Annotated in this window: 20 protein-coding genes and 4 tRNA genes; 14 read left to right on the top strand and 10 right to left on the bottom strand. The window is 70.8% G+C overall.

Annotated features, from left to right (window positions below; genetic code table 11):
• Positions 1–30 precede the first annotated feature (30 nt).
• Both ACZ7LT_RS14635 and ACZ7LT_RS14630 read left to right on the top strand, forming a co-directional pair.
• On the top strand, positions 31–531 hold the full coding sequence (locus ACZ7LT_RS14635) for an ArsR/SmtB family transcription factor (protein ID WP_471236399.1): 501 nt from the start codon (positions 31–33) through the stop codon (positions 529–531).
• Between the two features lie 55 nt (positions 532–586).
• Positions 587–1,411: a M23 family metallopeptidase gene (locus tag ACZ7LT_RS14630; RefSeq protein WP_471236398.1), complete on the top strand. Its 825-nt coding sequence runs from the start codon at positions 587–589 to the stop codon at positions 1,409–1,411.
• 6 nt (positions 1,412–1,417) lie between these two features.
• Here the strand turns inward: ACZ7LT_RS14630 and ACZ7LT_RS14625 are convergent, their stop codons facing one another.
• Positions 1,418–1,819, bottom strand: a complete 402-nt coding sequence (locus ACZ7LT_RS14625) for a nuclear transport factor 2 family protein (protein WP_471236397.1) — start codon at positions 1,817–1,819, stop codon at positions 1,418–1,420.
• Positions 1,820–1,891: 72 nt separating this feature from the next.
• On the opposite strand from ACZ7LT_RS14625, the gene ACZ7LT_RS14620 reads away from it, so the two are divergent.
• From ACZ7LT_RS14620 to purM, 4 genes are all read left to right on the top strand, one after another.
• Positions 1,892–2,683 (top strand): maleylpyruvate isomerase family mycothiol-dependent enzyme, encoded by a 792-nt coding sequence (locus ACZ7LT_RS14620; RefSeq protein WP_471236396.1) that lies wholly within the window; start codon positions 1,892–1,894, stop codon positions 2,681–2,683.
• A gap of 53 nt (positions 2,684–2,736) precedes the next feature.
• Positions 2,737–3,591 (top strand): META domain-containing protein, encoded by an 855-nt coding sequence (locus ACZ7LT_RS14615; RefSeq protein WP_471236395.1) that lies wholly within the window; start codon positions 2,737–2,739, stop codon positions 3,589–3,591.
• Between the two features lie 418 nt (positions 3,592–4,009).
• On the top strand, positions 4,010–5,536 hold the full coding sequence (gene purF / locus ACZ7LT_RS14610; protein WP_471236394.1) for an amidophosphoribosyltransferase: 1,527 nt from the start codon (positions 4,010–4,012) through the stop codon (positions 5,534–5,536).
• Between the two features lie 35 nt (positions 5,537–5,571).
• Complete coding sequence (gene purM, locus ACZ7LT_RS14605) at positions 5,572–6,639, top strand: phosphoribosylformylglycinamidine cyclo-ligase (protein ID WP_471236393.1); 1,068 nt, start codon at positions 5,572–5,574, stop codon at positions 6,637–6,639.
• A gap of 83 nt (positions 6,640–6,722) precedes the next feature.
• Here purM and ACZ7LT_RS14600 read toward each other — a convergent pair whose 3' ends face one another.
• Both ACZ7LT_RS14600 and ACZ7LT_RS14595 read right to left on the bottom strand, forming a co-directional pair.
• The gene (locus tag ACZ7LT_RS14600) at positions 6,723–6,974 is read right to left on the bottom strand and encodes a DUF3073 domain-containing protein (RefSeq protein WP_471236392.1); all 252 of its coding nucleotides are present in this window, start codon (positions 6,972–6,974) and stop codon (positions 6,723–6,725) included.
• 303 nt (positions 6,975–7,277) lie between these two features.
• Positions 7,278–8,375, bottom strand: coding sequence for a Leu/Phe/Val dehydrogenase (locus ACZ7LT_RS14595; RefSeq protein WP_471236391.1), 1,098 nt, complete (start codon positions 8,373–8,375; stop codon positions 7,278–7,280).
• Between the two features lie 140 nt (positions 8,376–8,515).
• Here ACZ7LT_RS14595 and ACZ7LT_RS14590 point away from each other — a divergent pair, with 140 nt between their 5' ends.
• Together ACZ7LT_RS14590 and bldC are read left to right on the top strand one after the other, a co-directional pair.
• On the top strand, positions 8,516–9,361 hold the full coding sequence (locus ACZ7LT_RS14590; RefSeq protein WP_471236390.1) for a DUF8083 family protein: 846 nt from the start codon (positions 8,516–8,518) through the stop codon (positions 9,359–9,361).
• A 475-nt stretch (positions 9,362–9,836) separates the two neighbouring features.
• Positions 9,837–10,043, top strand: a complete 207-nt coding sequence (gene bldC, locus ACZ7LT_RS14585) for a developmental transcriptional regulator BldC (protein ID WP_003949541.1) — start codon at positions 9,837–9,839, stop codon at positions 10,041–10,043.
• 312 nt (positions 10,044–10,355) lie between these two features.
• Here bldC and ACZ7LT_RS14580 read toward each other — a convergent pair whose 3' ends face one another.
• The 3 genes from ACZ7LT_RS14580 to hrpA all read right to left on the bottom strand — a co-directional run bounded on the left by ACZ7LT_RS14580 (position 10,356) and on the right by hrpA (position 14,888).
• Positions 10,356–10,562, bottom strand: coding sequence for a DUF6274 family protein (locus tag ACZ7LT_RS14580; protein ID WP_471236389.1), 207 nt, complete (start codon positions 10,560–10,562; stop codon positions 10,356–10,358).
• 247 nt (positions 10,563–10,809) lie between these two features.
• Positions 10,810–10,884: transfer RNA gene (locus ACZ7LT_RS14575), tRNA-Asp, on the bottom strand.
• A gap of 80 nt (positions 10,885–10,964) precedes the next feature.
• Positions 10,965–14,888 carry an ATP-dependent RNA helicase HrpA gene (hrpA, locus tag ACZ7LT_RS14570; RefSeq protein WP_471236388.1) on the bottom strand — a complete coding sequence of 1,308 codons (3,924 nt, stop codon included), beginning with the start codon at positions 14,886–14,888 and terminating at the stop codon, positions 10,965–10,967.
• A gap of 280 nt (positions 14,889–15,168) precedes the next feature.
• Between hrpA and ACZ7LT_RS14565 the strand changes: the two genes are divergently transcribed.
• From ACZ7LT_RS14565 to ACZ7LT_RS14555, 3 genes are all read left to right on the top strand, one after another.
• Entirely contained in the window at positions 15,169–15,537 is a 369-nt protein-coding gene (locus tag ACZ7LT_RS14565) for a hypothetical protein (protein WP_471236387.1), read from the top strand.
• Between the two features lie 80 nt (positions 15,538–15,617).
• The gene (locus tag ACZ7LT_RS14560) at positions 15,618–16,445 is read left to right on the top strand and encodes a DsbA family protein (protein WP_471236386.1); all 828 of its coding nucleotides are present in this window, start codon (positions 15,618–15,620) and stop codon (positions 16,443–16,445) included.
• Positions 16,442–17,269: a cytochrome c biogenesis CcdA family protein gene (locus tag ACZ7LT_RS14555; RefSeq protein WP_471236385.1), complete on the top strand. Its 828-nt coding sequence runs from the start codon at positions 16,442–16,444 to the stop codon at positions 17,267–17,269. Before ACZ7LT_RS14560 ends, ACZ7LT_RS14555 begins: the two co-directional genes overlap by 4 nt.
• A gap of 41 nt (positions 17,270–17,310) precedes the next feature.
• Here the strand turns inward: ACZ7LT_RS14555 and ACZ7LT_RS14550 are convergent.
• The 4 genes from ACZ7LT_RS14550 to ACZ7LT_RS14535 all read right to left on the bottom strand — a co-directional run bounded on the left by ACZ7LT_RS14550 (position 17,311) and on the right by ACZ7LT_RS14535 (position 19,152).
• Positions 17,311–17,387, bottom strand: a tRNA-Phe gene (locus ACZ7LT_RS14550).
• 24 nt (positions 17,388–17,411) lie between these two features.
• Positions 17,412–17,486, bottom strand: a tRNA-Asp gene (locus tag ACZ7LT_RS14545).
• Positions 17,487–17,524: 38 nt separating this feature from the next.
• A tRNA-Glu gene (locus tag ACZ7LT_RS14540) sits at positions 17,525–17,597 on the bottom strand.
• 118 nt (positions 17,598–17,715) lie between these two features.
• Complete coding sequence (locus tag ACZ7LT_RS14535; RefSeq protein ID WP_471236384.1) at positions 17,716–19,152, bottom strand: metallophosphoesterase family protein; 1,437 nt, start codon at positions 19,150–19,152, stop codon at positions 17,716–17,718.
• Between the two features lie 85 nt (positions 19,153–19,237).
• Between ACZ7LT_RS14535 and ACZ7LT_RS14530 the strand changes: the two genes are divergently transcribed.
• The 3 genes from ACZ7LT_RS14530 to ACZ7LT_RS14520 form a co-directional block, all read left to right on the top strand.
• Complete coding sequence (locus tag ACZ7LT_RS14530) at positions 19,238–19,588, top strand: metallopeptidase family protein (protein ID WP_363310554.1); 351 nt, start codon at positions 19,238–19,240, stop codon at positions 19,586–19,588.
• A gap of 226 nt (positions 19,589–19,814) precedes the next feature.
• Positions 19,815–20,426, top strand: a complete 612-nt coding sequence (locus ACZ7LT_RS14525) for a hypothetical protein (RefSeq protein ID WP_471236383.1) — start codon at positions 19,815–19,817, stop codon at positions 20,424–20,426.
• Between the two features lie 210 nt (positions 20,427–20,636).
• On the top strand, positions 20,637–22,565 hold a 1,929-nt coding region (locus tag ACZ7LT_RS14520), incomplete at its 3' end, for a DEAD/DEAH box helicase (protein ID WP_471236382.1).

Here is a 22,565-nt window from a genome sequence, read left to right as displayed (position 1 = left end):
CGTAATTACGTAAGTACGTAATCTCTAGCCATGGAGCTTGAGGAGCGCGTCGCCGAGCTGGAGCGGCGCATCGCGGCACTTGAGGGCGCCCCGCGCCCCGCGCCGAGGATGGACGAGGGTGACTTCTGGGCCCTCGAAGGACTGAAGGCGCAGCTCGCCGAGGCCGGGGCGGCCGACGGCGGCGTCCTGTTCACCGGAGCCGTACGGCTGCCCACCGGGGAGCGGTACGACTGGCAGTACGGCGCCCTCACCGAGGACCTGTTCGCCGGGGACTGGTCCGAGGTCACCGACTCCCTCGCCGCGCTCGGCCATCCCGTACGGCTGCGGCTGCTGCGGGAGATCCTCGGCGGGCTGCGGACGGCGGCCGAGCTGGCCGAGCTCGCGGAGATCGGCACGACCGGCCAGATCTACCACCACCTGCGCCAGCTCACCGCGGCCGGCTGGCTGCACACGACCGGGCGGGGCCGCTACGAGGTCCCGGGGACCCGGGCCGTGCCGCTGCTCGTGGTGCTGACGGCCGCCCAGCCGTAGTCCAGCGTGCTCGTCCACATTCGTCATTCACGTGTTGTTCAGGGGGAGAAGAGACATGACCGTACGGATATGCGGCGCTGTGCTCGTCCGGCTGCTGCTGGCGGCCTTCGTGGGCCAGTTCGTCCTGTCGTTCTTCGTGGAGGTGCCCTACCGGCACTGGTTCGTGCTGGGGACGCTCGTGGCCGCCATCGGCCTCCAGGTCGCGCTGGCCCGCACGGCGCCGCGCCGCGCGGCGGGGGACATACCGGAGCCGGTCGAGGTCGATCCGCCGATGGCGGGCCGCTGGCTGGCGATGAACAGCCCGGCCGACAAGGTGCCCAGCCACGGCACCCATCAGTTCGGGCAGACGTACGCGATCGACGCCGTGGCCGAGCCGGAAGGCGTCGAACGCCCCGGGTTCCGCTGGCTGTGGCCGCTCGCCCGGCGCAACAGCGCCTTCCCCGCCTTCGATGCCCCGCTGTACGCGGTCGCCGACGCGACCGTCGTACACGCCGAGGACCGGCAGCGCGACCATCTCAGCCGCAACTCCCTGCTCGGGCTGCTCTATCTGATGCTGATCGAGAGCGATGTGCGCGGCCTCACCGGCGCGCGCCGGATCACCGGCAACCACCTCGTCCTGGACCTCGGCGGCGGTACGTACGCCATGTACGCGCATCTGCGGCGCGGCTCGCTCACCGTCCGCGCGGGCGACCGGGTCACGGCCGGGCAGGTACTGGCCCGCTGCGGGAACTCCGGCAACTCGACCGAGCCGCACCTGCACTTCCAGCTGATGGACGGGCCCGACCTGAACACGGCACGCGGCGTTCCCTTCCGCTGGCGCGGCGTCGGAGTGCCGGCCGGCGGGGAGCCGTTCACGGTGCCGGCGCCCGAGCGGGTCTGAGGGCTCCTAGCCCTTTCCCCAGAAGGCGTCGGACTCGTCGATGTCCTCGACGCACTCGTCGATGTCGGAGATCTTCCCGCCGACGATGGTGAAGACGAGCGCGCCCTTCATCTCGATGCCGCGGTCGCCCTTCTCGGCGAAGAACTTGTTCGCCGCCACGGCGTGGCCGCGGCCGTCCACGGAGATGCTGTCCAGCTCGACCCGCATCTTGCCGCCGGTGAGCTCGAACTGCTTGCGGTACATGCCGATGACGTTGTCCCGGCCCTTGAAGTGCCCGGAGATCTGGCTCTCGCCAGGCTGGTGATGCGTACAGTCCGCCGTCATCAGGGAGCCGACGGTGTCCATGTCTCCTCGGGTCCACGCTTCGAAACCCCTGCGGACCAGGGCGGCGTCAGGGTGCTCGGCCATGACTGCTCGACCCCTCTCGTGCGCGTAGAAATGCTGACCCCTTCCCTCCAGTCTCCGACTACCCTCGCCCCTATGCCACCGGCCAAGAAGCGCACCCGCAGCTACGACTCCGCGAAGATCCGGGACGCCGTGCTCGCCCAGTTCAGGCACGTACGGGACGGCGTGCTCAGGCTCACGCCCGAGCAGCTCGACGGGCCGACGCGGCTCGGGGACTGGACCGTACGGGAGCTCGCCGCGCACATCGCGATGGTGACCGGTCTGGTCGGCCGCTACCTCGGCGAGCCGGAGGCCGCGAAGCAGGAAGTCGCGCTGCTGGACTGGCCGTTCGCCACGGTCACGGCGGCGGACACGGTCGACGACCAGACCAAGTCCTTTGCTCAGAGCGCCGAGTTGGCCGAGCTGTACGCGCGCGCCGAGGCGCTCTACACCGAACGCGTCCCCCAGACGGCCGACGACCGGCTCGTCGCCATGCGTTTCGGCGGGATGCGGTTCGCCGACTTCCTGGTCACACGGACCGTCGAACTGACCGTCCACACGGACGACTTGAACGACGCGACCGGGATCGGTGTGCCGTACGACAAGCAGGCGCTCGCGGCCTGTGCGCGGCTGCTCGTGGACGCGCTCGCGGTGAAGGCGCCGGGTGGCGCGGTCGAGGTGCGGATCCCGCCGTACGCGGTCGTGCAGTGCGTCGAGGGGCCGCGGCACACCCGGGGCACCCCGCCGAACGTCGTCGAGACCGATCCGCTGACCTGGATCCGGCTGGCGACCGGCCGTACGACCTGGGCCGAGGCGCTCGACGCGGCGCAGGTCTCGGCGAGCGGTGAACGGGCGGATCTGTCGGGCGTGCTGCCGATCCTGGGCTGAGCCCGGGCCAGAGGGACGCGACCGGGGCAGGAAGAACGGAACCGTCCTCCGGGATGCCCCGTCCCACCGGTATGCAGAAGCCGCACAGCACCGCCCTCGCCGCCGTGGCCCTCCTCGGGCTCCTCACCGCCTGTGGCACGCAGACCGGTTCCGGGAGCGGAACCGTCACCACCCCGCTGCCCGTCACCGGCACCGACTGGACCGTCGAAAGCGTCACCGTCGACGGCCGGAAGACCGCCGCGCCGAGCGGCGCCCATGTCGAGATCGCGACCAAGGGGGCCGCCAAGGACGGGACGAAGGGCGAGGCCAAGGGCTCCAGCGGCTGCAACCAGTTCCGGGCCGACGTCGCCATCGGCGGCGACAGCCTCACGGTCACCCCCGGCGAGACCACGGAGATCGGCTGCCCGGCGGACCTCCAGGCCTTCGAAGCGGCCCTGGGCAAGGCCTTCACCGGCACGCTCAAGGCCAAGCTCACCGACGGGAAGCTCACCCTGACCGGCAAGGAGGGCACCACCATCGCTCTGACCGCCCGGCCGCCCGAGCCGCCGGCCCCGCTGGAGGGCACGAGCTGGAAGGTGGACTCCCTCACCTCCGGCGACACCGTCTCCTCCGTCCCCGCCGGTACGGAGGGCAAGGCCCACTTCACCCTCGGCGCGGACGGATCGATCCGCGGCAACCTCGGCTGCAACAGCTTCAACGCGACCGCCAAGAAGGACGCCACGACCCTGACCGTCGGACGGCTCGCCACCACCCGGATGCTGTGCCAGGGCCCCCGGGGCGAGCTGGAGAGCGCGGTCGGGCAGGTGCTCCAGGGCAAGATCACGTACAGGGTGGAGGGCAGGACGCTCACCCTCACCGGCGAGAACGGCAAGGGCCTGACGGCCACGGCCGCCCCGGCCCGTAAGTAAGCAACCGCGTACGTGACCGGCAGGCGGTGAACCGGGGGCGTACGGGAGCGATCGGGCGGGGCACGGAAGCAGCCCCGCGTCCGCCTGTTCCCGGGCGCCCGCCGGTCCACCAGCGTGACCGCGAGGTCACCGAGAGCTGCGCGAGCCCACCCGCCCGGCCACTGTCAAAGGAGTTTCGCCCACCGGACGCCGCCCGTCCGAAGCCGGTGCTGCGAACTGCGTCACACCCGCCGAGCAGGCTCCCCGCACCGCCGCGGTCGGCCCCTCGCACCGTACTGACCTGCGCATACGCTTTCCGGGCGGGTCGGGTCACCCCTGAGCGCGCCGCGCGCCAGGTGGATCCCTCCACGCGCTCCCCGTGCGCCCCGGCCCCATCCCCAATTCGGACCAGTGGTCGATCTCGCCTACACTCGGTGGCGTGCCACGTGGTGACGGTCGACTCAATCACGATCTGCTTCCCGGCGAGAAGGGCCCCCAGGACGCTTGCGGCGTCTTTGGTGTCTGGGCTCCGGGGGAAGAGGTCGCAAAGCTCACGTACTTCGGGCTCTACGCCCTCCAGCATCGGGGCCAGGAATCCGCGGGAATCGCGGTCAGCAACGGCTCCCAGATCCTCGTCTTCAAGGACATGGGCCTTGTGTCCCAGGTCTTCGACGAGACCTCTCTCGGTTCCCTCCAGGGTCACATCGCGGTCGGTCACGCCCGCTACTCGACCACGGGCGCATCCGTGTGGGAGAACGCGCAGCCGACGTTCCGGGCCACGGCCCACGGCTCGATTGCGCTCGGTCACAACGGCAACCTCGTGAACACGGCGCAGCTCGCCGAGATGGTCGCCGACCTGCCGAAGCAGGAAGGCCGCACCACGCGCGTGGCGGCCACCAACGACACCGACCTGCTCACGGCGCTCCTCGCCGCCCAGGTCGGCGACGACGGCAAGCCGCTCACCATCGAGCAGGGCGCCGCCAAGATCCTCCCCGACGTCCGGGGCGCCTTCTCCCTCGTCTTCATGGACGAGCACACCCTCTACGCCGCCCGCGACCCGCAGGGCATCCGCCCGCTGGTCCTCGGCCGGCTGGAGCGCGGCTGGGTGGTCGCCTCCGAGTCCGCCGCCCTGGACATCTGCGGCGCCAGCTTCGTCCGTGAGGTCGAGCCTGGCGAGCTGATCGCGATCGACGAGAACGGCATCCGCACCTCTCGATTCGCGGAAGCGAAGCCCAAGGGCTGTGTCTTCGAGTACGTCTACCTGGCGCGTCCCGACACGGACATCGCCGGCCGGAACGTGTACCTCTCCCGCGTGGAGATGGGCCGCCGCCTGGCCAAGGAGGCGCCGGTCGAGGCCGATCTCGTCATAGCGACGCCGGAGTCCGGCACCCCGGCCGCGATCGGCTACGCGGAGGCCTCCGGCATCCCCTTCGGCGCCGGTCTGGTGAAGAACGCCTATGTCGGCCGGACCTTCATCCAGCCGTCCCAGACCATCCGCCAGCTGGGCATCCGGCTGAAGCTGAACCCGCTCAAGGAAGTCATCAAGGGCAAGCGCCTGGTCGTGGTGGACGACTCGATCGTCCGCGGCAACACCCAGCGCGCCCTGGTCCGGATGCTCCGTGAGGCGGGCGCCGCCGAGGTCCACATCCGGATCTCCTCCCCGCCGGTGAAGTGGCCCTGCTTCTTCGGCATCGACTTCGCCACCCGCGCGGAGCTCATCGCCAACGGCATGACCGTCGACGAGATCGGCAAGTCCCTCGGCGCCGACTCGCTCTCGTACATCTCCCTCGACGGGATGATCGAGGCGACCACCATCGCCAAGCCGAACCTCTGCCGCGCCTGCTTCGACGGCGAGTACCCGATGGAGCTTCCCGACCCCGAGCTGCTGGGCAAGCAGCTTCTGGAGTCCGAGCTGGCCGCGGGCCCGGCCGCGACGGCCGCCGCCGACGCGCTGCGCCGCCCGTAAGACCCCCCGCAGTACGACACGAAAGCTCTGAACCCATGTCTCAGACCACTGGTGCCAGCTACGCAAGCGCGGGCGTCGACATCGAAGCGGGCGACCGCGCCGTCGAGCTGATGAAGGAGTGGGTGAAGAAGACGCAGCGCCCCGAGGTCCTCGGCGGCCTCGGCGGTTTCGCCGGCCTCTTCGACGCCTCCGCCCTCAAGCGCTACGAGCGTCCGCTGCTCGCCTCCGCCACCGACGGTGTCGGCACGAAGGTCGACATCGCCCGCCAGATGGGTGTGTACGACACCATCGGCCACGACCTCGTGGCGATGGTCATGGACGACATCGTCGTCTGTGGCGCCGAGCCGTTGTTCATGACCGACTACATCTGCGTCGGCAAGGTCCACCCCGAGCGGGTCGCGGCCATCGTCAAGGGCATCGCCGAGGGCTGCGTCCTCGCCGGCTGCGCCCTGGTCGGCGGCGAGACCGCCGAGCACCCCGGCCTGCTGGGCCCGGACGACTTCGACGTGGCCGGCGCCGGCACGGGCGTCGTGGAGTACGACCGGCTGCTCGGCGCGGATCGTATCCGTACGGGTGACGCGGTGATCGCGATGGCGTCGTCCGGCCTTCACTCCAACGGGTACTCCCTCGTCCGCCACGTGGTCTTCGACCGCGCCGGCATGACGCTCGACCAGCAGGTGGACGAGCTCGGCCGGACCCTCGGCGAGGAGCTCCTGGAGCCCACCAAGATCTACTCGCTGGACTGCCTGGCGCTCACCCGTACGACCGATGTGCACGCGTTCAGCCACATCACCGGTGGCGGTCTGGCCGCGAACCTGGCCCGGGTCCTCCCGGACGAGCTGCACGCCACGGTCGACCGGTCGACCTGGGCCCCCGGTGCGATCTTCGACCTGGTCGGCAAGGCCGGTCAGGTGGAGCGCCTGGAGCTGGAGAAGACGCTGAACATGGGCGTCGGCATGATGGCCGTCGTCCCGGCCGACTCGGTCGACGTGGCCCTGACCACCCTCGCGGACCGTGGCGTGGACGCCTGGGTCGCCGGTGAGATCACCGAGCGTGGCGCGCACACCACGGGTGCGACGCTGGTCGGCGACTACGCGAGCTGACGCGGTCCGGCCCACCCGGGCCGGACAGCACAGAAACCCGGTCCGGGTGGGCCCGGACCGGGTCAATGTGGATCAGCGCGAGGTCAAGCGCGGCGCGGTGACGCCGCAGGACCGGACTCGTCGTCCTCGTCCTCGTCGTCGTTGTACAGATCCGCGTACTGCGCGTACGGGTCGTCTTCCTCGTCGTCGTCCTCGAACGGCTCGCCATTCGGCGGCTGGCTCGAAGTCGAAGCGCCCAGCTCATTGGCCAGACGCGCCAGGTCCGTCCCGCCGCTGCTGTACTTCAGCTGGCGGGCGACCTTCGTCTGCTTGGCCTTTGCCCGGCCGCGCCCCATGGCTCGACCCCCTCGGTGACGGGGCTCGACGGCCCCAGAGTCTTGACACGCGTTCATGATTCGGAACGGGCTCTCCGCAGAGAGACCGGTCCGTAGGGCTTCAACGGTACCTGCTTCCGCGGTCATACGGTACGCCGCCCGCATCACGTGCCCGGCTGCAGAACCCTCGAGGAGCCCCGTCCTCGCTGGTCAACCGCGATTTTAACTCCTTCTTGAGGGCCGACCCGCCGACCGGCGTGAGCCATGTCTCGCTTTCGGCGAACGTCGGGGGGCCGACCCTGTCAAGCGGGAGGCGTGCCGAGATCAGCCGCGGCGCGCCTCCGCCATCCGCTGCTCGGCGATCCGGTCGGCCGCGGCGGCCGGCGGAATCCCGTCAGTCTTCGCACGTGCGAATATCGCCAGAGTGGTGTCGAAGATCTTCGAGGCCTTCGCCTTGCACCGGTCGAAGTCGAAGCCGTGCAGCTCGTCGGCGACCTGGATGACCCCGCCCGCGTTGACGACGTAGTCGGGGGCGTAGACGATCCCGCGGTCCGCGATGTCCTTCTCGACACCGGGGTGCGCGAGCTGGTTGTTGGCCGCACCGCAGACGATCTTCGCGGTGAGGACGGGCACGGTGTCGTCGTTGAGAGCGCCGCCGAGCGCACAGGGGGCGTAGACGTCCAGGCCCTCGATGCGGATCAGCGTGTCGGTGTCCGCGACCACGGTGACCTGCGGGAACTTCTCGATGATCCGGCGCACCGACTCCTCGCGGACGTCGGTGACGACGACCTCGGCACCGTCCTCGACGAGGTGCTCGACCAGGTAGTGACCGACCTTGCCGACGCCCGCGACACCGACCTTGCGGCCGCGCAGCGAGGGGTCGCCCCAGGCGAACTGGGCCGAGGCCCGCATGCCCTGGAAGACACCGAAGGCGGTGAGGACCGAGGAGTCGCCGGCGCCGCCGTTCTCGGGGGAGCGGCCGGTGGTCCAGCGGTTCTCCCGGGCGACGACGTCCATGTCGGCCACGTACGTGCCGACGTCGCAGGCGGTGACGTACCGGCCGCCGAGCGAGGCCACGAACCGGCCGTAGGCCAGCAGCAGCTCCTCCGTCTTGATCTGCTCCGGGTCACCGATGATCACGGCCTTGCCGCCACCGTGGTCGAGGCCGGCCATGGCGTTCTTGTACGACATGCCGCGGGAGAGGTTGAGCGCGTCGGCGACGGCCTCTTCCTCGGTGGCGTACGGGTAGAAACGGGTGCCGCCGAGGGCCGGGCCCAGGGCGGTGGAGTGGATGGCGATGACGGCCTTCAGGCCGGAGGCGCGGTCCTGGCAGAGCACGACTTGTTCGTGGCCCCCCTGCTCCGAGTGGAACAGGGTGTGCAGGACGCCGTCGGTCACATCGGTCACTGTGGTGACTCCCAAGTACGAAGCGGCGATTGAAGTCCCCCCTGCGGGTGGGGAGGGACCGGTTGGGCAAGAGGGTAAGTCCTACGGGTGCGTAGATCCGACCCAGTGCCGAGGATCACCCCCTGCCGGAGTACCCGCGTGGAAGGATTTACGACATGTCGGTCGTCTCGTCGGTGCTCGTTCCGTACGCCGCCTACCTACGGGTGTACGAGCCGCTCGCGGCCTTTCCGGAGCCGGAGCGGGGTCACTGGGCCCGCTACGCCCGGCGCCGGACGATCCCCACGGCCCAGGACGAACTGCGCCGTTCGCTCGCCGACTTGCTGCCCACGCCGCCGGTGGCCGTGCCGGTCCACGAGAGCGGTGACGCCTTCGTGGCGTATGTGGACGGGGTGGTGTGCGTCTGTCCGTGGCGGACCAGGCTGCGGGGGTGGCTCGCGCTGGAGGAGCTGGCGGGGCAGCTCCCGCCGCTGTTGCTGGACGCGGTGCTGCCGCCGGTGGTGCGGGGGCAGGCGGCGGCGGACTTCGAGCGCTGGCGCGAGGGCAACCCGGACGCCCGGCCGTGGATCAGGACGGCGGTGTGGCAGGTGCCGGTCCGATGGTTCACGGTCTTCGCCGACGAGGAGCGGGAGTACGTGCCGGCGGCCGGTGCGGGGGCGCCGCCGCGGCTGCGCTACCGGACGCCGATGGTCGAGGCGCGGCGGCGGCTGGCGCGGGCGCTGCGGACCCTGCGCGAGGCGTCGGTCGAAGGTCCGCTGACCGAGGGGCTGGTGGAGGTGGGCCGCTGGCTGGAAGAGTTCCATCCGCGCTCGCTGGTCGAGCTGGACTACGGCGGGCTTGTGCATACCCTCACGGAGGAGCAGTTGGCGAAGGACCGGTCGGCGGCGGACGTGGCCGAGGGGATCGCGGCGCTGCGGGACGGTGACGGGCCCGGCGCGCAGGCGGCGTACGAGCGCCTCGCGGAGCGGTGGCGGACGATCCGGGACCGGCAGTTCGCCAACTGAGGCTGCTGTCTTCGGCTCGGGGCTCCGTTCAGGACGTAGGTCCCGATCCGGGCCTTTGGCTCAAGCGTGACGGACTGCACTAACGGTGCCCTTGCGCCCATCGCCCACCCTCGTGCCAAAATAGGACAAGGAGTCCGGGGAGGGTTCCTTCCGTCCTGCATTGGGACGGAACGCTCAGCATTGCACTCTATGGGGGGTCTGACGACTCCTGATCGCTCTGTGACTGATCGTCACTGTGACGTGACTGTCCGCTATGGCATGGTCCATCGGCTTCCGCCGCTGATGAACACCTGAGAGGGCAATTCCATCGGTTTGGCCGACGTGGCTGGACAGATGGTGTAGTTGTAGTGCCGAGGACAAGCCGTTCGTCCTATAACCGACTCGGCTCGCGTCTGCCATTTCGGGCAACGCGGGTCAAGGTGCAGAATTTAGAGGAAAGAACCGAGAAGGTTCGGTTCTCCCGAGGAGGCCGCTCATGACCGCTCGCACCCCTGATGCCGAGCCGCTGCTGACGCCCGCTGAGGTTGCCACGATGTTCCGCGTGGACCCGAAGACGGTGACCCGCTGGGCGAAGGCGGGCAAGCTCACGTCCATCCGCACGCTGGGTGGACACCGTCGGTACCGCGAGGCTGAGGTCCGCGCACTGCTGGCGGGTATTCCGCAGCAGCGCAGCGAGGCCTGAACACCCCGATAGACCGGGCGTTTCCAGGTCCCCCAACCTGACCGCCCGCCCATAGCTCCATCGACGGTTGCCTGCCCCAACAGGTCTTCGTCATCGATCGCGCTGGACTCCGCCGGGTCCAGCGCGATCTTTTTTATGCCCGCCCGGAGGCCGCCCCAAGGCCGTGCAATTGCACATATTAAATCGGGCCCATGTAGGGAGGGTGTAAGCGGACACCTTTCCGAAACTCGTTCGGTGACTCCCGTCACACGGTCAAACTCTTGCCATGGGAAGAGCCTGCCACTTCGGGAAGTCGCCGCAACCAGCCGATGGTCATGGGCCGGTGGGACCTTCGTCCTCGGTGTCCGGTGGCGGTGCCACGGCGTCGCCGGTCTCGTCGGCGGGTAACTCCATGGCGAGCCGCAGGAGGCGGTGGCAGACAGGGCAGAGCCGGGTGACATGGCCGTAGCGGGACGCGGCCGCCAGATGGGCGCGCAGCAGCGCGCGCGTCTCGTGCCTCGCAGTGGATGCCGCCGCCATGCGCGCACCTCCGGTGTGGGACCCCGCTTCCCTGATGTCTGGGGTACCGGCGGCAGATGACCCCGTCAAGGGATGGGACACGAAGAAGGCCCGCACCAATCGGTGCGGGCCTTCTTCTACTGCGGTCCTGACGGGATTTGCTGTGTCGATTCGCGGCTCCGCCGCGTGGCGCGGCCTTCCGGTGTCGTCCAGGCGGCCTCGCCACATGCAGAGAGCCCGCACCGATCGGTGCGGGCTCTCACGCTTGCGGTCCTGACGGGATTTGAACCCGCGGCCTCCACCTTGACAGGGTGGCGAGCACTCCAAACTGCTCCACAGGACCAGGTTTCGCAGCCGGATTCGTGCTTGGCTGCGAGAGAGACTGTACAGCAGGTCAGGGGGTGGGGTCGAACCCGATCGTGGTCAGGAGCCGACGACCGCGTCGATGGCCTTCACGATCCGCTTGTCCGACACCGGATAGGCCGTGCCCAGCGCGTGCGCGAAGTAGCTGACCCTCAGTTCCTCGATCATCCAGCGGATGTCCAGGACCTCGCGCGGCACCGGCCGCCCCTGCGGCAGCTGCTCCAGGAGCCAGGCGTACTCGTCCTGCATCTCGTGGACCTTCTCCATGCGCGTGGTGTCGCGCTGGGCCCCCGTCGGCATCTGCTGCAGACGGCGGTCCACGGCTACGAGATAGCGCATCAGGTCCGGCAGTCGGCGCAGGCCGGTCTTGGTGACGAAGCCCGCCGGCATGAGCCACGCCAGCTGGTCGCGGACGTCCTGGACGTTGTTGAGGAGCACCAGGCTGTTGGTGGCCTTCAGGCGGCGCTCACACGCCTGCCAGGCCGCCAGGATCTGCTGGACCTGCCCCACGGTCCGTACGGTCGTGTCGACGAGGTCCGCGCGGACCTTGTCGAAGAGCTTGCGGAACGATTCCTCGTCCCACGCCGGCCCGCCGTGGTCGGCGATCAGCTTGTCCGCCGCGGCGGTCGCGCAGTCGTCGAAGAGGGCCTGCACCGAGCCGTGCGGGTTGCGGGAGAGGGCGAGCTTCTGCTGGTTGCTGAGCTTGTCCGAGGCGAACTTCGCAGGGTTCACCGGGATGTTCAGCATGATCAGCTTCCGGGTGCCCTGCCACATCGCCTGGGCCTGCTCGGCCTCGGTGTCGAAGAGGCGTACGGCCACGGTCTCGCCGGCGTCCACGAGCGCGGGGTAGGCCTTCACGGGCTGGCCGGCCCGGCGGGTCTCGAAGACCTTCGTCAGCGTGCCGATCGTCCAGTCCGTGAGGCCCGTGCGCTCGATGGACTCGCCCGAGGGCCCCGCGGTCGCCGCGGCGGCCTTGGAGAGGGCCTGGCGGGCCTTGGGGCGCAGCTGGAGCTTGAGCGTCTCCAGGTCCTTGTTCTCGGCGAGCTTGCGGCGCCGTTCGTCGACGATCCGGAAGGTGATCTTCAGATGGTCGGGGACGCGGCTCAGGTCGAAGTCGTCCGCCTCGACGGGCACCCCGACCATCCGCTTCAGCTCGCGCGCCAGCGTGACCGTCAGCGGCTCCTGGAGGGGGACCGCCCGCTCCAGGAAGCGGGTGGCGTAGTTCGGCGCGGGGACGTAGTGCCGGCGGATCGGCTTGGGCAGTGACCGGATCAGCTCGGTGACGACCTCTTCCCGCAGGCCCGGGATCTGCCAGTCGAAGCCCTCGTCCGTGACCTGGTTGAGGACCTGGAGCGGGATGTGGACGGTGACGCCGTCCGCGTCCGCGCCCGGCTCGAACTGGTACGTCACCTTGAACTTGAGCTGCCCCTGCCGCCAGGAGTCGGGGTAGTCGTCCTTGGTGACCCCGGCCGCCTTCTCGGTGAGCAGCATCTCCCGCTCGAAGTCGAGGAGTTCGGGCTCCTCGCGCTTCTTCTGCTTCCACCAGGAGTCGAAGTGCGCCCCGGAGACGACATGGTCGGGGATGCGGTGGTCGTAGAAGTCGAAGAGGGTCTCGTCGTCGACGACGATGTCCCGCCGCCGCGCCCGGTGTTCCAGCTCCTCGACCTCGGTGAGCAGCTTGCGGTTGTCGGCGTAGAACTTGTGGTGGGTGCGCCAGTCGCCCTCGACCAGGGCGTTGCGGATGAACAGCTCGCGGGAGACCTCGGGGTCGATCCGGCCGTAGTTGATCTTCCGCTGGGCGACGATCGGGACGCCGTAGAGCGTGACCCGCTCGTAGGCCATCACGGCCGCCTGGTCCTTCTCCCAGTGCGGCTCGCTGTACGTGCGCTTGAGCAGGTGCTGTGCGAGCGGCTCGACCCACTCGGGCTCGACCTTGGCGTTGACCCGGGCCCACAGCCGCGAGGTCTCCACCAGCTCGGCCGACATCACGAACTTCGGCTGCTTCTTGAAGAGCGCCGAGCCCGGGAAGATCGCGAACTTGGCGCTGCGGGCGCCCAGGTACTCGTTCTTGTCGGTGTCCTTCAGACCGATGTGGGAGAGGAGGCCGGCGAGCAGCGACACATGGACGTGCTGCTCGGGCGCGTCCTCTTCGTTGAGGTGGATCCCCATCGACTTGGCGACCGTGCGCAGCTGCGAATAGATGTCCTGCCACTCGCGGATCCGCAGGAAGTTCAGATACTCCTGCTTGCACATCCGGCGGAAGGAGGACGAGCCGCGCTCCTTCTGCTGCTCGCGCACGTACCGCCACAGGTTCAGATACGCGAGGAAGTCGGAGGTCTCGTCCTTGAAGCGGGCGTGCTGCTGGTCGGCCTGGGTCTGCTTGTCGGCGGGCCGCTCGCGCGGGTCCTGGATGGAGAGCGCGGCCGCGATCACCATCACTTCCCGTACGCAGCCGTTCTTGTCGGCCTCCAGGACCATCCGGGCCAGCCGCGGGTCGACCGGCAGCTGGGCCAGCTTCCGCCCGGTCTGCGTCAGTCGCTTCTTCGGGTCCTTCTCCGCCGGGTCGATCGCACCGAGCTCCTGGAGCAGCTGTACGCCGTCGCGGATGTTGCGGTGGTCCGGCGGGTCGATGAAGGGGAACTTCTCGATGTCGCCGAGGCCGGCCGCGGTCATCTGGAGGATGACGGAGGCGAGGTTCGTCCGCAGGATCTCGGCGTCGGTGAACTCCGGGCGGGCGTTGAAGTCGTCCTCGTCGTACAGCCGGATGCAGATGCCGTCCGACGTACGGCCGCAGCGGCCCTTGCGCTGGTTGGCGCTGGCCTGGCTGATCCGCTCGATCGGGAGGCGCTGGACCTTGGTGCGGTGGCTGTAGCGGGAGATACGGGCGGTGCCCGGGTCGATCACGTACTTGATGCCCGGGACCGTCAGCGAGGTCTCGGCGACGTTGGTCGCGAGGACGATCCGGCGGCCGGTGTGGGGCTGGAAGACACGGTGCTGCTCGGCGTGCGAGAGGCGGGCGTAGAGGGGGAGGACCTCGGTGAATCGGTATTGCTTCTTGTTGAGCGCGTCCGCGGTGTCGCGGATCTCGCGCTCGCCGGAGAGGAAGACCAGGATGTCGCCGGGGCCCTCGCCCTGGAGCTCGTCGACGGCGTCGCAGATCGCGGTGATCTGGTCGCGGTCGGAGTCCTCGGTGTCTTCTTCCAGCAGAGGGCGGTAGCGCACCTCGACGGGGTACGTCCGGCCGCTGACCTCCACGATCGGGGCGTCGCCGAAGTGGCGGGAGAAGCGCTCCGGGTCGATCGTCGCGGAGGTGATCACGACCTTGAGGTCGGGGCGCTTCGGGAGCAGCTGGGCGAGGTAGCCGAGCAGGAAGTCGATGTTGAGGGACCGCTCGTGGGCCTCGTCGATGATGATCGTGTCGTAGGCACGCAGCTCGCGGTCCGTCTGGATCTCGGCGAGCAGGATGCCGTCGGTCATCAGCTTGACGAAGGTCGCGTCCGGATTGACCTGGTCGGTGAAGCGGACCTTCCAGCCGACCGCCTCGCCGAGGGGGGTCTTCAGCTCGTCCGCGACCCGCTCGGCGACCGTGCGGGCGGCGATCCGGCGGGGCTGGGTGTGCCCGATCATGCCCCGGACGCCACGCCCGAGCTCCAGACAGATCTTGGGGATCTGGGTCGTCTTTCCGGAACCGGTCTCACCGGCGACGATCACGACCTGATGGTCCCGTATCGCCTCCAGGATCGTGTCCTTCTTCTGACTGACCGGGAGCTGCTCGGGGTACGAGACCGGGGGCACCCGTCCCGCGCGCAGCGCGACCCGCTCCTTGGCCTTGCCGGCCTCGGCGGCGATCTCGTCCAGGACGGCGTCCCGGGCCTCGGGCTTACGGATGCGGCGGGCGCCTTCGAGACGGCGGCCGAGCCGGTGTGCGTCCCGCAGCGAGACCTCGGCCAGCAGTGTCTGGAGAGCGGCGAAGGAAGTAGACATACGGAGACCAGGGTCTCACCCGGGCCGCGAGGGTGGCGAACCCATTTCCGGCTCTCGGGCGCCGGGCCGTGTAGGGCGGGGCGGATGGCCGGTGGCGGCGGGCTCTGCGGGGCGGGGCCGGGCCTGGTGGCGGTGGGCTCTGCCGGGGCAGCGCCGGCGGCCGGTCGGTGGTGCCGGGGGCCGGGTTCTGCCGGGCCGGGGCCGGTGGCCGGGCTCTGCCGGGCAGAGCCGGTGGCCGGTTGGCGGCGGCTCCCGGGCGGGGACCCGTACCATTTCGGGCATGACTCGCGCCTCCAGCCCCGTGCGCCGCTTCGCGGCCCTGGCGCTGGTGGTGCTCGGGGCGCTCCTGGGGCTCATGGTCTGCTCGGGGGTGTCGGCGGCCGAGACCAGGCCCGCCCCCGCCGTGACCGTCGTCGACCACCAGCAGGCGCCCGGCTGCGGCAAGAGCGCCCCCGACGGCGGCGGCGCGGGGCCCGCCACCCCGCCGCGCGCCGGTTCCTCGGCCGAGCTGCTGCCCGCGCTCCATGACATGCGGGGTGCGGCCGGTGCCTGGGGCGCCGACGCTCCCATACGGAGCCTCGTCCCCGGCCATGAGCCGCCGGAGCTCGTCCCGCCCTCTCCCGTGGACCTCTCGATCCTGCGCGTATAGCCCGGCGCCGACGGGACCCGTCCCCTCTCCGCCATCCCTTTTGTGCCTTTTCGTAATCGCATGCGCTCAGGAGTTCCCTCATGTCCACGTCCACGTCCAGGTCCACGTTCAAGCCGCTCGCGCTCGGTGCCGGGGTCGCCGTGGCCGCCGTCCTGCTCGGCGTCGTCTCGTACACCGCGACCCGGCCCGACCAGGGCGGAGAAGCCGGCTCCGGCCCGGCCGCCGTGAGCTCGGCCGGGCCGCGCGCGGGGGTTTATCCGGAGCTGGAGAAGTACGCCCGCCGTGACGCCAAGGACCCGCTCGCCGTGGGCCGCGCGGACGCGCCGGTCGTGCTCATCGAGTACGCCGACTTCAAGTGCGGGTACTGCGGGAAGTTCGCCCGGGACACCGAGCCCGCGCTGATCGAGAAGTACGTCGGCGACGGCACCCTGCGCATCGAGTGGCGGAACTTCCCGATCTTCGGCGAGGAGTCGGAGGCGGCCGCGCGGGGCTCGTGGGCGGCCGGGCAGCAGGGGCGGTTCTGGGAGTTCCACAAGGCTGCCTATGCCGAGGGCGCCAAGGAGAAGGGCTTCGGCAAGGACCGGCTCAAGGCGCTGGCCCAGGAGGCCGGCGTGCCGGACCTGGAGCGGTTCCTGCGGGACACCGACGGCGCCGCGGCGCGGGCGGCGGTGAGCAAGGACCAGGAGCAGGCGTACGCGCTGGGCGCGACCTCGACCCCGTCCTTCCTGGTCAACGGCCGTCCGATCGCCGGGGCCCAGCCCATGGAGGCCTTCACCCAGGCCATCGAGGCGGCCAAGGCGGACGCGGCGAAGAAGCCGGGCGCGAAGCCCGGCGGGGCGGCGGGTGCCTCGTCCGGGGCGACGCCGTCCTCCGGTGCCTCCGCCTCCCCGGAGGAGACCGGCCGGTGACCCCCGACATCGGCTATCTGGCCGCCTTCCTCGGCGGCCTCCTCGCCCTGCTCAGCCCGTGCAGCGCCCTGCTGCTGCCCGCCTTCTTCGCGTACTCGATCGATTCCACGACCCGGCTGGTGGCCCGTACCGGCATCTTCTACGCCGGTCTCGCCACCACCCTCGTCCCGCTGGGCGCCGCCGGCTCCTTCGCCGGGCGGCTGTTCTACGGCCACCGGGACCTGCTGGTCGCCCTCGGCGGCTGGCTGATCATCGTCCTCGGCGTGCTCCAGGTCCTCGGCATCGGCTTCGCCTCCCGCCGGATCGCCGAGGCGAGCGGCCGCATCCGTCCGACGAGCGCCCTGTCCGTCTACGCCCTGGGGCTGGTCTACGGCCTGGCCGGGTTCTGCGCGGGGCCGATCCTCGGCAGTGTCCTGACGGTGGCCGCGCTCAGCGGCTCCCCGGCGTACGGCGGGCTGCTCCTCGCGGTCTACGCGCTGGGGATGGCCGTGCCGCTGTTCCTGCTCGCGCTGCTGTGGGAGCGCTACGACCTGGGGCGCCGGCGGTGGCTGCGCGGGCGGGCCGTGCGCCTCGGACGCGTCGAGCTGCACACCACGTCGCTGCTGTCCGGGCTGTTCTTCCTCGCGCTCGGCACGCTCTTCCTGGTCTTCGACGGCACGACGGCCCTGCCGGGGCTGCTCTCCGTGGACGACTCGTTCGCCGTAGAGCAGCGGGTCTCCGGCCTCGGCCGGGCCGTACCGGACTGGGCGCTGCTGATGGCGGTGGTCGCGGTCGTCTCGCTCGTGCTGGGTGTGCGTGGGTGGCGCCGCCGGGAGAGGGCGTAGGGGAACGGCGAAGGCCCCGTCCATCGGACGGGGCCTTCGGGTGGTGGCTGGGGCCGGGGTCGAACCGGCGACCTATCGCTTTTCAGGCGATCGCTCGTACCAACTGAGCTACCCAGCCACGCGATCACTCGCGTGACCACAGCGGTCCTGACGGGATTTGAACCCGCGGCCTCCACCTTGACAGGGTGGCGAGCACTCCAAACTGCTCCACAGGACCAAGCGTAGTGCGAGACGAGTCTCGCACACGGTAAAGCGTGCCCCCAACGGGATTCGAACCCGTGCTACCGCCTTGAAAGGGCGGCGTCCTGGGCCACTAGACGATGAGGGCTAAGGGCCCACCTGGGCGCTTTGCAGCGCGTCGGGGACGTGAGAAGCATATGGGATGCCGGGGGCTATCGCCAAAACGGTTTCCGGGCGGGGCCCGCGGCCCCGCCCCCCGGGCCGGTTCACGGCCCTGGCAGATGGCGGCTGACCTCGGCCGTCGTCAGGCCCAGGCCGCCGAGGGTGATCTCGTCCCAGGCCTGAAGGCGGCGGTTGGTCCGATCGAGGTAGAGGACCGAGGCGTGCACCTTCTCGGGGGTCTCGTTCTGCACGGCGCGCAGCCCGCCGCCGCCGGTCGAGCCCTCGATCTTGAGGCGGGTGCCGCCGGGCAGGGCGGAGAACTCCCGGCGGTGCACATGCCCGGCCAGGACCAGCGGCACCGCGCCGTCGGTCTCGCGGGCGGCGACGGGGTTGTGGGCGACGGCGATGTCGACGGGGGTGCCGGCCCGCTGCTGGGCGCGCAGGGCGGCGGCGAGCCGGCTCCCGGCGCGGCGCTCGGCGTCGTCGCCCGGGGCGAGGACCGAGCGGTCCGGGGTGAACTGCGGATCGCCGATGCCCGCGATCCGCACCCCGCCGACGGTGACGGCCCGGCCGTCGTCGAGGACGTGGGTGTTCTTGAGCCGGGACAGGTAGCTCTGGGTGGTCCGCGAGTCGTGGTTGCCCCGCACCCAGACGTAGGGCGCGCCCAGGTCGGGGATGGCGTCGAGGAAGGCGTTCTCGGCGGCGCTGCCGTGGTCCATGGTGTCGCCGGAGTCGATGATCACGTTGATGTCGTACTGCTCCACAAGGGAGCTGATGATGTGCCAGGCCGCCGGGTTGAGGTGGATGTCGGAGACGTGCAGGACCCGCATCGTGCCGGGGTCCGGCTGGTAGGTGGGGAGCGTGGAGGTGGCGTCGTACAGCCGGGTGACGTTGGTGACCAGGCGCGCCAACTCCTTCTGGTAGACGTCGAATTCGGTGACGATCGAGCGGGCGTTGCCGACCACGGAGGGGGCGCTGCTCAGCAGGCCGGAGAACTTCGGCTCCAGGACGGACTTCGGGTTCCAGGTGGCGTACGCGCTGATGCCGCAGGAGGCGAGCAGGGCGAGCGCGAGGCCGCCGCAGGCGAGGGCGCGGCGGGGGGTGCGGAAGACGACGAGGCCGAGGGCGGTGGCGCCGGTGACGATGGCGACGGCGGAGCGCAGGGCCAGGTCGCGGGCGCCGGTGGTGACGTCCTGGGCGATCTCCTCCTGGAGGCCCGAGATGCGTTCGGGGTGCTCGACCAGCGCACGGGAGCGGACCGGGTCGAGGCGGTCGACGGCCACGTCCAGCCGCAGGGGCGCGGTGTGTGAGGCGAGGTCGAGTGCGCCCAATGGGGGGACGTCGATTCGGGTGCCGCCGTTGAGGGAGGGCTCCAGGGCCATCCGGGTGTCCACGGGGCCGACGGGGGTGCGGATGCCCCCGAGGCCGGTGATGCTGCCGACGACGAGCAGGCCGAGCCAGGCGCCGAGGACGGCGACGGCGGCGAGGGCGAGCACGCGGCGCAGGGGTCGTGCACGGGCGAGGGAGAGATCTCGGACCATTGGTCCCGTATGCCCGGTCGTGACCGCGGGCATGCCCCCTCCGCGCCCCTCTGTGGGCCGGTGTGAACTGCGTGACAATGGTGGGGTGCTGGAGATGACACGCGAGGAGTTCGAGGAGCTGGTCGCCGAGGCGTTGGACCGGATCCCCCCGGAGCTGACGCGGCTGATGGACAACGTCGCGGTGTTCGTGGAGGACGAACCCCCGGCGGAGGATCCGGAGCTGCTCGGGCTGTACGAGGGGACTCCGCTGACGGATCGCGGTGAGTGGTACGCGGGGGTGCTGCCGGACCGGATCACGATCTACCGGGGGCCGACGCTGCGGATGTGCGAGTCCCGCGAGGACGTCGTGGCCGAGACGGAGATCACCGTGGTCCACGAGATCGCCCATCACTTCGGCATCGACGACGAGAGGTTGCACGCCCTCGGGTACGGGTGAGCGGCGCGCGCGGACCCGGGTGAGCGGCGCGGTCGTGGGCTGACCTGGGGCGGGCTTCGGGTGCGGGCGCGCGGCGGGGTGACGGTCGGCCCGGGGCGGGGCGCGCGGCGGCGCGTGCGGTGGCGGACGGTGGGGCGCGCGGGCGTGTCCCTTGCGGTGCGCCGGGAGTTGGGCAGGGGGATCCCTTGCCCTTGCCCGCCGTTCCGTGCCCCCGGAGGTGCCCCTCGTGCGCCAGTTGTCCGCCCTGCCCGCACCCGTCAGATGGGCCGTCACCGCGCTCGCGGTCGCGGCCTCCGCCGGCAGCCTGAGCGGCTGCATGAGCGTGAGCGACGACGCAAGCAAGCCCACGCCGTCCAAGTCCGCCGACCGGCGGGGGGAGGCGGCCGACCCGGACGCCGGTGCCGAGCGGTCCGGCGGGGCTCATGGCCGTACGGGGCACGACCCGGTGGGTACGTCGGGCGAGTCCGGCGCGCCGGAGGACGAGGCCGCCGAGCCGGGCAAGGGTGGCAAGGCCTCGGCCGCCCCCGGGGCCTCGCCGGCGCCGTCCGGGAAGCCCGCGGGCCCTGGCCGGCCGGGTGGCGACCCCTCGCCGCAGCCCCGGCCGCCGGAGCCGAGCGGTGGGGGCGATCCGGTGCCGCCGGAGGAGGAGCCGACTCCGCCCGCGTCCACCCCGCCGGTGGAGGAGCCGCCGCCGAGCCCGACGCCGGAGCCCCCGAAGCCGTCCGACCCGCCCTCCGCGAGCCCGGCGGCGGAGACCCACATGGGGGCGATGAAGGCGGCGGACGGGGAGGAGACGCATACGGAACCGGAGGCATCGCCGCAGGTCGGACCGGTGTGACGGAGGTCAGTTTGCGTTGGGTGGGGGAGGGTGCGTATGGTGGTAGATCGTTTGATCCCATTTGCCCGGCCCTCTTGGTGGAAAAGCCACAGAAGAGCGCCGCGTGGCGCGTTCTCTCCCTTGCCGTGGCTGACCGCATTGAGGCGGTCGTAGTGCGAAACACGGAGTTGACGGGCGCGTGCCGAGACTCCGGAAGGTTTCGCATTTCGCATGTCCATTTTCAGTTCTGACCACACCGTCCTGCCCCAGAACGACGAGAACGACGAGATCGTCGTCTCCGACGCCGTCGAGACCGTCATCGAGGCGGCCGTCGAGGCCGCGGACGCCGCCGACGACGTCGAGGCCGAGGCCGCCGAGCCGACGGTCACCTTCGGCGACCTGGGCCTGCCCGAGGGCGTCGTGCGCAAGCTCGCGCAGAACGGTGTGACCACGCCCTTCCCGATCCAGGCGGCGACCATCCCGGACGCCCTGGCCGGCAAGGACATCCTCGGCCGTGGCCGTACCGGCTCCGGCAAGACCCTCTCCTTCGGTCTGCCGACGCTGGCCCAGCTGGCCGGCGGCCACACCGAGAAGAAGAAGCCCCGCGCGGTCATCCTCACCCCGACCCGTGAGCTCGCGATGCAGGTCGCGGACGCCCTCCAGCCCTACGGCGACGTGCTCGGCCTGAAGATCAAGGTCGTCTGCGGCGGTACGTCCATGGGCAACCAGATCTACGCCCTGGAGCGCGGCGTCGACATCCTCGTCGCCACCCCGGGCCGTCTGCGCGACATCATCAACCGCGGCGCCTGCTCCCTGGAGCAGGTCAAGGTCGCGGTCCTCGACGAGGCCGACCAGATGTCCGACCTGGGCTTCCTGCCCGAGGTCACCGAGCTGCTCGACCAGGTCCCCGAGGGCGGCCAGCGCATGCTCTTCTCCGCCACCATGGAGAACGAGATCGGCACGCTGGTCAAGCGCTACCTGAACAACCCGGTCAGCCACGAGGTCGACAGCGCCCAGGGCAACGTCACGACCATGACCCACCACGTCCTCGTCGTGAAGCCGAAGGACAAGGCCCCGGTCACCGCCGCCATCGCCGCGCGCAAGGGCCGCACGATCATCTTCGTACGGACCCAGCTGGGCGCCGACCGCATCGCCGAGCAGCTCGTCGAGGCGGGCGTGAAGGCGGACGCGCTGCACGGCGGTATGACGCAGGGTGCCCGTACCCGCGTCCTGGCCGACTTCAAGGACGGCTACGTCAACGCGCTGGTCGCCACCGACGTCGCCGCCCGCGGTATCCACGTCGACGGCATCGACCTGGTCCTGAACGTGGACCCGGCCGGTGACCACAAGGACTACCTGCACCGCTCGGGCCGTACCGCCCGCGCCGGCCGCTCCGGTGTGGTCGTCTCGCTGGCGCTGCCGCACCAGCGCCGCCAGATCTTCCGTCTGATGGAGGACGCGGGCGTCGACGCCTCGCGCCACATCGTGGGCGGCGCCGGGGCGTTCGACCCGGAGGTCGCCGAGATCACCGGCGCCCGTTCGCTGACCGAGGTCCAGGCCGACTCCGCCAACAACGCCGCCAAGCAGGCCGAGCGTGAGGTCGTGGACCTCACCCGCCAGCTGGAGCGCGTCCAGCGCCGCGCGGCCGAGCTCCGCGAGGAGGCCGACCGTCTGGTGGCCCGCGCCGCCCGTGAGCGCGGCGAAGACCCGCAGGCCGCGATCGCCGAGGTGACGGAGGCCGCCGAGGCCGAGGTCGCCGCCGCGGCCGCGCCGGTGGTTGAGGAGCGCCCGGAGCGCCAGGAGCGTCCGGCGTTCGAGCGCCGCGACGACCGGGGCAACTTCGACCGCCGTGACCGCCGCGACGACCGCGGTGGTGACCGTCGTGACGACCGCGGTGGTGACCGTGGTGGCTTCCGTCGTGACGACCGCCCCTCCGGTGGTGGCTTCCGTCGGGACAACGACCGTCCGTTCAACCGTGACCGTCGTGACGAGCGCCCCTCGGGTGGTGGCTTCCGTCGGGACAACGACCGTCCGTCGGGTGGTTTCCGTCGTGACGACCGTGACGACCGTGGTGGCTTCCGTCGTGACGACCGCCCCTCCGGTGGTGGCTTCCGTCGGGACAACGACCGTCCGTTCAACCGTGACCGTCGTGACGAGCGT

It is taken from the genome of Streptomyces sp. NPDC039465, assembly GCF_055639315.1.
Note: the sequence above shows the minus strand (reverse complement) of the source record. Positions and strands in the feature narration are given on the sequence as shown.

Coding starts and splice junctions, on each gene's coding strand:
- ACZ7LT_RS14635 (WP_471236399.1), top strand. CDS start 31: ATGGAGCTTGAGGAGCGCGTCGCCGAGCTGGAGCGGCGCATCGCGGCA.
- ACZ7LT_RS14630 (WP_471236398.1), top strand. CDS start 587: ATGACCGTACGGATATGCGGCGCTGTGCTCGTCCGGCTGCTGCTGGCG.
- ACZ7LT_RS14625 (WP_471236397.1), bottom strand. CDS start 1,819: ATGGCCGAGCACCCTGACGCCGCCCTGGTCCGCAGGGGTTTCGAAGCG.
- ACZ7LT_RS14620 (WP_471236396.1), top strand. CDS start 1,892: ATGCCACCGGCCAAGAAGCGCACCCGCAGCTACGACTCCGCGAAGATC.
- ACZ7LT_RS14615 (WP_471236395.1), top strand. CDS start 2,737: ATGCCCCGTCCCACCGGTATGCAGAAGCCGCACAGCACCGCCCTCGCC.
- purM (WP_471236393.1), top strand. CDS start 5,572: ATGTCTCAGACCACTGGTGCCAGCTACGCAAGCGCGGGCGTCGACATC.
- ACZ7LT_RS14600 (WP_471236392.1), bottom strand. CDS start 6,974: ATGGGGCGCGGCCGGGCAAAGGCCAAGCAGACGAAGGTCGCCCGCCAG.
- ACZ7LT_RS14590 (WP_471236390.1), top strand. CDS start 8,516: ATGTCGGTCGTCTCGTCGGTGCTCGTTCCGTACGCCGCCTACCTACGG.
- bldC (WP_003949541.1), top strand. CDS start 9,837: ATGACCGCTCGCACCCCTGATGCCGAGCCGCTGCTGACGCCCGCTGAG.
- ACZ7LT_RS14580 (WP_471236389.1), bottom strand. CDS start 10,562: ATGGCGGCGGCATCCACTGCGAGGCACGAGACGCGCGCGCTGCTGCGC.
- hrpA (WP_471236388.1), bottom strand. CDS start 14,888: ATGTCTACTTCCTTCGCCGCTCTCCAGACACTGCTGGCCGAGGTCTCG.
- ACZ7LT_RS14565 (WP_471236387.1), top strand. CDS start 15,169: ATGACTCGCGCCTCCAGCCCCGTGCGCCGCTTCGCGGCCCTGGCGCTG.
- ACZ7LT_RS14560 (WP_471236386.1), top strand. CDS start 15,618: ATGTCCACGTCCACGTCCAGGTCCACGTTCAAGCCGCTCGCGCTCGGT.
- ACZ7LT_RS14535 (WP_471236384.1), bottom strand. CDS start 19,152: ATGGTCCGAGATCTCTCCCTCGCCCGTGCACGACCCCTGCGCCGCGTG.